Genomic DNA, 1051 nt, shown 5'->3' on the forward strand with positions numbered 1-1051 from the left:
ATATAGTTTTTAAATTTGGAAGACTATGAAAAACAGTAAATTTTCAGAAGTTCAGATCATCAAGATTTTATCTGAACAAAATCAAGGAAAAACAGTAAATGAGATTTGCCGCGAACACGGCATCAGCCAGCCGACATTTTACAAGTGGAAAAGTAAATATGGAGGATTGGATGTGCAGCAACTCTCTAAGATGAAGGAACTGGAAAAGGAGCTTTCGCAGTATAAAAAAATTGTAGCGGAACTTACCCTGGAAAATGTGGTCATGAAAGATGTGATTGCAAAAAAGTTTTAACACCTTCTGAGAAGCGGGAACTGGTTGTTTATTCCAAATCAGAACACGGAATAAGCACTCGGAATGCGTGTAAACTTTTTATCATATGCAGTTCTGTGTTTTACTACAAAAAGAAGACGAACAATGAAGACGACAAGATTCGGGAGGAACTGGTTTTGCTTGCAAACCAGCACCAGACCTGGGGATTTTGGACGATGCACCACCGTTTGAGAAACTTGGGTTTTAGATGGAATCACAAACGGGTTTACAGAATTTATAAATCGATGAAGCTGAATTTGAGAAGCAAAAGGAAAAAACGCCTTCCGGCAAGGATTAAAGAGCCCTTACTTCGCCCGATTTATCCTAATGTTACTTGGAGTATGGATTTTATGCACGACACTTTGGAATGCGGTAAAAGCGTGAGAAGCCTTAATATCATTGATGATTTTAACAGAGAAATTTTAAATATTACCATTGATACCAGTTTACCATCAGCAAAAGTAGTTTCGCAACTGGAACAACTGATCGACTGGCGTGGGAAACCTGAAAAAATAAGAGTGGATAACGGTCCGGAGTTCATTGCAGAAAAATTAAAAGATTGGTGTGGCAAGAATGAAATTGTTCTTCATTATATTCAGCCCGGAAAACCAACGCAAAACTCACTGGTAGAAAGATTCAACCGAACTTTTCGGACAGAATTTTTAGACGTTTATCTTTTTGAGAACATCAAGCAAATGAGAAACTATTCGGAAATCTGGATGTGGATGTATAACAATGAGC

General features: G+C 38.0%; 2 protein-coding genes. Both read left to right on the plus strand.

The window, feature by feature from the left end; genetic code table 11:
• The first annotated feature begins 25 nt into the window (after positions 1-25).
• Complete coding sequence (locus PUH65_RS14875) at positions 26-292, plus strand: transposase (RefSeq protein ID WP_076388700.1); 267 nt, start codon at positions 26-28, stop codon at positions 290-292.
• 20 nt (positions 293-312) lie between these two features.
• The coding region (locus tag PUH65_RS14880; protein ID WP_305552631.1) for an IS3 family transposase at positions 313-1051 on the plus strand (739 nt) is incomplete at its 3' end.

The sequence above is a fragment of the Kaistella sp. SH40-3 genome (assembly GCF_030686865.1).
Classification (GTDB): Bacteria; Bacteroidota; Bacteroidia; order Flavobacteriales; family Weeksellaceae; genus Kaistella.

Coding starts and splice junctions, on each gene's coding strand:
- PUH65_RS14875 (WP_076388700.1), top strand. CDS start 26: ATGAAAAACAGTAAATTTTCAGAAGTTCAGATCATCAAGATTTTATCT.